Raw genomic sequence first — 7,226 nt, 5'->3', positions numbered from 1 at the left:
AGTTTTAATCATACTATAGTAGTTATAGGAATTTTCACATTTCATGTAAGTAAACTCATAGTTTGGTATAGAGTTTCTATGATATAATTATTTCATGAAGTCGTTTATCTATAAACGATCACGCAATAGATTGTGAAATAAGGGGGGATTAAGTTGAAGAAAACTATATCGAAAAGGCTGTCTGCAGCAATCAGTGCAACAATTCTGGTCGGAACCATGAGCACGACATCTCTTGCTGTGTTCGCAAATCCGCTGCCTGATGTGGGCAGTACCTATTCTGTTTCCGAAAAGATTCCGGGATATATGGACAGCGCCAATGCAGCCCGACAAATCAATTCCGTTACCACCTATCAGCCAGGCAATTATTATGTTTATAAGATTCATAACGGAATGATCAATATATCAAGAGCCGTCAATGCACCCGGCGTCTGGATCAATCCGGCGCAGAATCCCGGAGGAGAAGCTCCTGCAGCGCCTGCTCCAGTGAATCCCACGCCGGCACCGGCAGTAACGACCATGAAGACTACAGCGAATCTCTACATGAGAACAGGTCCCGGCACCAGTAACCAGTCCATACTTGTTATGCCCAAGGGTGCGTCTGTAACACTGGTTGAGGATGGCGGAGCATGGAAGAAAATCACTTATAACGGGAAGACCGGATGGGCTTCAGGTAAATATCTCACGCAGATCAGCGTAAGCGGACCAGTGGATCCTCCATCTGAAGCGCCTCCATCGACACCAGATCCTGCAGGAAGTGGTGCGATCTATGAGACTACAGGAAATCTCTATATGAGAACCGGTCCGGCAACGAGCTATAGTGCCATCATGGTCATGCCTAGGGGCGCTTCTGTGACACTGGTTCAGGATGGAGAGTGGAAAAAAGTGACTTACAATGGAAAAACCGGATGGGCATCGGGGAAATACCTGAAGCTTATTAAGGCTGCTCCTGCAGCAGAGCCAGCGACGCCTCCAGCAGTAGTGACTCCGGAGCCACCAGCTGAAACCGTGGAACCTCCAGCGGAAACTGTGCCAGCACCTGCTGTGATACAGAAGAAAACCACTCATGCTCTACATATGAGAGCCGGTGCCGGCACAAGCTATACATCCATTCTTGTTCTTCCCCAAGGCGCAGTGGTGGAAGTCATAGGGACAGAAGGAAAATGGAATAACATCATCTATAACGGAAAAACCGGATGGTCATCCGGAGATTATCTGACTGAAGTCAAGGGTGTCTATAAGACCATAAATGTCCCTTACCACAGCCAGCTGAGCCCCGTCTATGCTCCAGTAGGATGCGAAGCCACAGCGCTTCTCATGGCCCTTCAGTATAAAGGCATAGCCAGGGATGTGTCCTACAGACAGTTTCTGGATGCGATGCCAAAGCATTCTTCTAATCCCGCCAAAGGATTCGTGGGATCACCCTACAAACAGGATCTGAGTTTAAGGACTACGATTTATCCTCAGGCTCTCACAGATTACAGCAATACCTATGGAGCCGGAAGAACCGTGAACTTCAGTGGAAGCACGGTAGAGGATATCAAAAAAGAGATTCTGGCGGATAATCCCGTGGTGGTATATCTCACTGTAAGAAGAGAAGCACCTGTTTATGTGAATTACAATGTGGAAGGGGAGATTCAGTCTCTTCTTCGAAATAATCATGCGGTTCTGGTAACCGGATATGATTCCGAAGCCAACAAGCTGAGAGTGACTGACCCATGGTCATGGGATGGCAGAAGAGAATACTGGGTGGATATTCCAGGCTTTGCCTATTCCTACAACTTAAGAAACCATGCCATTGTGGTCAGATAACATCTAAAGAAAATAGTTGCATGAAAAAGGACTGTCAGAAATGACAGCCCTTTTTCATGGACGGGTTTCTTCTTTTCACATTTTGAAGAGCGTCCACTGATCCGTATCTTTTTCATATTTCAGTTCAAAGAGCACTTCCTTGTCGTTCACCACGCCTCTGCAAAGGAAAACCTGCATCAGATTTCCTGCGAGCTTTTCCTTCTTGCGTGCCTGAATACTCTTGATGGAAATGGTTCTATATTTCCCATCCTCATCGATGAGCCTGAATCGGATAGGGTGGATCAGACCCTTGAAATCAAACCAGGCTATCATTTCTATAGGTTTAGCCATTACTTTCATGCTGTTTCCCCCCTCATAAGTGACTGTTCATGAAAATGTAGTCTTTTTCCACTACGCCTCCCGAAAACGCCTTGACCGGAGAATTGATGAAAGTGGCACGTATGATGGAATCATCCCCGAAATTCTTCCTCACCATGTCAATCACCTGATCCATGCGATTCATTTTTTCAGCTCTGCTGTCTTTAAAAAAAGAAAGCTGCTGGATATCCTTCTCTTTCAGCTGGGAAAAGGAGATTCCAAGATGTCTGACCGGTTCTTCATTCCAGATTTCATCGAAGAGTTCACAAGCTGCAGCCATGAGCAGGCTTGTGGAATCCGAAGCGAAGGGCAGCGTCTTCTGCATGGAAAAAGACGTGAAGTCACTGCTGCGAATATGAATGGATACCGTCTTCACAAGCTTTCTGGATGCTCTCAGCCTGGGAACGAGAGTTTCCCCTATGGAAAGAAGCACATTATGGCAGGAGATCCGATCCGTGAAATCAAAGGGGAGTGTTGTTGAATTCCCCATACCTTTCATTTCTACAGTCCCTTCATTTTTCACGGTGGAAGAGTCTATTCCTCTGGCGTAGCAGGAAATCATATAGCCGTACTTCTTGAATTTCGCATGAAGAAACTGAGGATCCGTTTTCGCAAGATCTCCGATGGTATGGATATTCATTTTCTTCAGTTTTTCCGTGGTACGGGAACCGACCATGAACATCTCCTGGACAGGCAGGGGCCACATTTTCTTCTGAACTTCTTCCTGGTATAGGGTATGGACCTGATCCGGTTTTTTAAAGTCGGAAGCCATCTTGGCTAAAAGCTTCCCTGTGGAAATGCCTATATTTACAGTGAACCCCAGTTCCCCGCGGATCCTGTTTTTCAGGGCTACAGCGGTCTCTACCGCGTTTTCCTTTGTGAGGTGTCTCATATCCATGAAACATTCATCAATGGAATAGCGCTCTATGAGAGGGGAATATTCGCGCAGAATTTCCACCATGGCATCACTGGCCTTTAAATAGATGCTGTATCTGGGGGGGACGATTTTCAGTTCAGGACACTTCATCAGCGCGGAAAAAAGTGTCTCTCCGGTTTTTATACCATATTTCTTGCTTGGAATGGATTTTGCAAGGACAATGCCATGCCTGCTTTCAGGATCGCCTCCCACGATGGAAGGAACCGTTCGAAGATCCAGGGTTTTTCCATGCTGAAGATCCCAGGTGGCGTTCCAGGAAAGATAAGCGGAGTTCACATCCACATGAAAAATAATATTTTCCATTTCTAATTCACCTATACTTCTTTAACAAAATTAGAACATACATTCTTTATGATGTTATTATAACAGAACAATTGTTCTAAGTGAATACCTTGGAGAAAGATCCGGTGGTCTAAAATTCAGAAGAAATGGAGAGAGACATTGCGCTTCAATGGTTATTCACCAGAAAAATCAAAAGAAAAAGCAGGTCCGGCGGACCTGCCTGCAGAGTGGTCTTATCAGTATCCTTTACTGTAGTGATCATTAGGATAGACTTCATTCAGAAAGGCTGTGATTTGTTCATCATATTCATCGGGAGACGTTGCCATGGAAGTTCCATGCTCAGCACCTTCCACAATATACATGAATTTCTTGTCCATCTTGAATGAGTACATGGCTTTCGTCATCATGGTAGGCACATAATCATCCTTTGAACCGTGAATAAAAAGAATCGGCTGATTGATCGTAGGAAGCTCTTTAAGAGGGGAAACATCTTCTATGGAAAACCCTGATCTTATTTTGATGAAGAGATTCACAAGATTGATCAGCTTTTTGCTGTGCAGTCTGGTGTCCTGTCGCAGCTTCAAAAGCAGAAGTTCCGGCAGATCCGAGAAGGCACAATCAATAATACCGAAACGGATGCGCTTATCCATTGCCATATTGAGCATGGAAATGGTTCCACCCATGGACTCTCCATGCAGCCCTACACTGATGTCTTTTCCGAAGCTCCTGAAAAGATGATCTGTTACAGTCTTCAGATCCCATTTTTCAAAATAGCCGTAGGTTGTATTGTCACCACCGGTTTCTCCATGATTTCGAAGATCGAATACCACAACATTGAAGCCTTTCTTATAGAAAAAGGGCAGATATTTGAGTGCTCCGTATAGATTCATGGTGATGCCATGGACGATGATGATATACCTGTCGGAATCGTTGGGGTATAGTCGACCATTGATCATATACCCGTAAGGGGATTTCAGGTTCAGAGGTTCATAGGATAAGGATTCGATGTATTCTTCAGGATAATAACCTTGTTTCCTGATCTTTTCCCTGGCCATGTCATAGGTTTTGGTTTTAGGGTATAAGATGCGGTTTACGTAACGAGTAATCACTACAAGAAAATACACTGCAGCTAAAATGACAATACCCAGGAGGATGTATGGAATATACTTCATTAAGAACACCTCCAATGTTTACTTATATGACCATTATAATGGATAAAAAAGAAAATGATAATCTTTCGGGTCGGATTAATTGATAAAAGTCTATTAACAATCATGCAAAGTGACAGGACATACAGTCATAAGGCTCTGGATAAGTAGCAGAAAAAATGATATAAATACACATAAAAGTGCATATAAAGCTCTATATTTTGCTATTAAATCGATAAACCGTGACCGTGGTGTAAAAAGTGTATTAACATTTCAGACGAATACTGAATATTTAAAGTATTGAATGTATAATGGTCTAAAGACTGAATTTACAATAAACAGGAGGGAAAATCCTATGAAGTTTGAAATGGATAAAATGGTAAAAAAGAGCGAAGAACTAGTGAAGAAGGGTGAAGGAATGGCTAAAGATATGATTCCGAAAGTAAAAGATGCGACATCAGATCTTAAGGAATCCTTGGCAAATATGATGGACAAAGGAACCCAGAGCGCACAGCAGCTGTTTGAGAAAAAAGACAGCGTAAAAGAAGACGCAGTACGCTTTGCCAGAAGCAGCAGAAAAGATGCCAGCGATGCATTGGAGGGCAAAAGCGGTAAGAAAAACACAGGTAAAATCGTAGCTGGCGTAGCGGTGGCTGCAGCGGCTGCAGCAGCCTATGCAATGTACAAAAAGAATAAGATCAAGAACGAGAATCTGAAACAGGAGTATTCCGAGAAACTGACCAGATGGGCGGAGCTTGATTTAGATGAAATCGAATCTGAAACAGACGGGTTCGTGGAGCCTATGAAGGTGACCCCTAAAAAAGTCTACAAAGCCGGAAGCAATGCGCTGATTGATGATATTGTAGTGAACATCTCCAATCCGAAGAGTGACTTCACTTTTAATCCGGACGATGACGGTGAACCTGTAGCAGATCTTGATCTCAAGAAAGCGGTTCTGGACAAGACGGAAGCTGTAAGAGAAAAGATTCGCACCAAGATCGAGGAAGGCAAACTTCAGACAAAGCTAGGCAGCATGGAAGCGAAAGACAAATATGTTGAAATCAAGGATCTGGCTGAAGATAAATTCGAAACTGCAAAGGCAAAGGTTGATCATGAAATCGCTCCGAATGTGAAGCAGAAAGCAGAAGATTTAAAGAGTGAAGCAGAGGAAAAACTGGAAGGATTCAAGAAGCAGAGTAGTGTAGACGAAGCCATGGAAGAGGTTCAGAAAGAAATAAAAGATAAATCCAATGAAGCGAAGAAGAAATTCGAAGACCTCAAGAGCAAAGTTGCATCAGCTGCTGATGAAATCGAAGAGAAAACCGATGGATACATGAAAAATGATATGGCTTTCGATGATGAAGATGCATTTGAACCAGAGAACGATAATTTTGTGGATGAACCGTTTGGTGCACAGGAACTGATCGACGATGTGGAAGAGAATGCGGAAGGCCTGAAAGATAAGGTGAAACATCTGGCGGAAAACGCGAAAGCGAAAATCATGCCTGAGAAATCGGAAACGGGTGAGGATCAGGAGCTGATTGAATATAAGGTTACAGTCCATAACAGAGGAACTGAAGATTATTCATTTAATCCGATGCAGCTTCAGCTATACGATTTAACCAAACGCTCCGTTCATATCATGGCGAAACATGAAGATGGGACAACCCTTGGAAGGGTAACGGTAAAACCTGGCGAAACCTATACGGGCAAGCTGTTTCTGAAGATCAGCAAGGAGAAGAAACATGGAATCCTGTTCTTTAAGGACTTAAGCCTTGATTACTCCGTACTGTTTCTGACGGAAGATGAAAATCCGGTGGAAAAAGATCCGACCATGGTGCTGGATGAGGATTATCTGTACAGCGACAAGGAAGTTCTCGAAGAACATGTGGATTACAAGAGACTATAGATTTTCACTATAAAACAAAGGAGATGGGAAACCATCTCCTTTCATTATTTCTACTTCTTCAGTTTCTTATAAGCGGCTACCACAGGCACTGCAATCAGCGCGGATATGATCGCCTCAGGCACACCATTCGTACCTACAACGGTCAGAATAAAGGTGGTTGCTGCAGTTTCTGAAATGCCCAATGCCTCGGCATATCTTGAAAGATAGAATACATAGGCAAGTCCCAGAACACCAATGGTATTTGTCAGTGTTCCCGCAACAGCGGAAACGGCTACACCGTATTTTCGGTTCTTCAGTGCTCGGTACACATAACCCGAAACTACACCGATGAGAATGCGAACACCTATGGAGATGATCGGATTCCAGAAGATGAAGTTCGTAGGGGTGGGTGTCATGAAAGCACGAACCATACTGGACAGTCCGAAGATTCCACCGATGAATGCACCGATCATGGGGCCTTCAATGATGGCTCCGATGATTACAGGTACGTGCATGATGGTCGGATTGATGGGCAGTATGGGAATGAACCCCAATGGTGTAAGTGATAAAAAGATCGAGATACCGGACAATAGACCTACAATGGCCAGCTGCCTGGCTTTGAACATGGTCCTTCGTTTTTCTTTTTGCATAAGTTCTCCTCCGTTCTTATTCCTATATGGGATATAATTCGGAACCTTCTAAGGGTTTGAATTAAGTTCAGTTTCCTTGGGAATACTGACTAAGCCTATTTTAGCACTATTCCATTAAAAGTAAATAGAGAATGCATGAATACCATGTGAAAAGG

The 7,226-nt window shown here is 43.7% G+C and carries 6 protein-coding genes; 2 read left to right on the top strand and 4 right to left on the bottom strand.

The window, feature by feature from the left end:
- The first annotated feature begins 153 nt into the window (after window positions 1–153).
- Window positions 154–1,809, top strand: coding sequence for an SH3 domain-containing protein (locus ACHAL6_RS14200; RefSeq protein ID WP_395271328.1), 1,656 nt, complete (start codon window positions 154–156; stop codon window positions 1,807–1,809).
- Window positions 1,810–1,884: 75 nt separating this feature from the next.
- Here ACHAL6_RS14200 and ACHAL6_RS14195 read toward each other — a convergent pair whose 3' ends face one another.
- The 3 genes from ACHAL6_RS14195 to ACHAL6_RS14185 all read right to left on the bottom strand — a co-directional run bounded on the left by ACHAL6_RS14195 (window position 1,885) and on the right by ACHAL6_RS14185 (window position 4,557).
- Window positions 1,885–2,148 (bottom strand): hypothetical protein, encoded by a 264-nt coding sequence (locus ACHAL6_RS14195; protein ID WP_395271327.1) that lies wholly within the window; start codon window positions 2,146–2,148, stop codon window positions 1,885–1,887.
- Between the two features lie 13 nt (window positions 2,149–2,161).
- Complete coding sequence (locus ACHAL6_RS14190) at window positions 2,162–3,406, bottom strand: DNA polymerase thumb domain-containing protein (RefSeq protein ID WP_395271326.1); 1,245 nt, start codon at window positions 3,404–3,406, stop codon at window positions 2,162–2,164.
- Between the two features lie 215 nt (window positions 3,407–3,621).
- A complete protein-coding gene (locus tag ACHAL6_RS14185; protein WP_395271325.1) occupies window positions 3,622–4,557 on the bottom strand; it encodes an alpha/beta hydrolase in 936 nt (311 codons plus the stop codon).
- A gap of 331 nt (window positions 4,558–4,888) precedes the next feature.
- Here ACHAL6_RS14185 and ACHAL6_RS14180 point away from each other — a divergent pair, with 331 nt between their 5' ends.
- Window positions 4,889–6,442, top strand: coding sequence for a DUF4352 domain-containing protein (locus ACHAL6_RS14180; protein ID WP_395271324.1), 1,554 nt, complete (start codon window positions 4,889–4,891; stop codon window positions 6,440–6,442).
- A 50-nt stretch (window positions 6,443–6,492) separates the two neighbouring features.
- Here ACHAL6_RS14180 and ACHAL6_RS14175 read toward each other — a convergent pair whose 3' ends face one another.
- Window positions 6,493–7,071 (bottom strand): ECF transporter S component, encoded by a 579-nt coding sequence (locus tag ACHAL6_RS14175; RefSeq protein WP_395271323.1) that lies wholly within the window; start codon window positions 7,069–7,071, stop codon window positions 6,493–6,495.
- Window positions 7,072–7,226 lie beyond the last annotated feature (155 nt).

The sequence above is a fragment of the Proteiniclasticum sp. C24MP genome, from assembly GCF_043951855.1.
Taxonomy (GTDB): Bacteria; Bacillota; Clostridia; order Clostridiales; family Clostridiaceae; genus Proteiniclasticum.
This window is presented reverse-complemented; position numbering and strand designations above follow the sequence as displayed.

Coding starts and splice junctions, on each gene's coding strand:
- ACHAL6_RS14185 (WP_395271325.1), bottom strand. CDS start 4,557: ATGAAGTATATTCCATACATCCTCCTGGGTATTGTCATTTTAGCTGCA.
- ACHAL6_RS14190 (WP_395271326.1), bottom strand. CDS start 3,406: ATGGAAAATATTATTTTTCATGTGGATGTGAACTCCGCTTATCTTTCC.
- ACHAL6_RS14195 (WP_395271327.1), bottom strand. CDS start 2,148: ATGAAAGTAATGGCTAAACCTATAGAAATGATAGCCTGGTTTGATTTC.
- ACHAL6_RS14180 (WP_395271324.1), top strand. CDS start 4,889: ATGAAGTTTGAAATGGATAAAATGGTAAAAAAGAGCGAAGAACTAGTG.
- ACHAL6_RS14175 (WP_395271323.1), bottom strand. CDS start 7,071: ATGCAAAAAGAAAAACGAAGGACCATGTTCAAAGCCAGGCAGCTGGCC.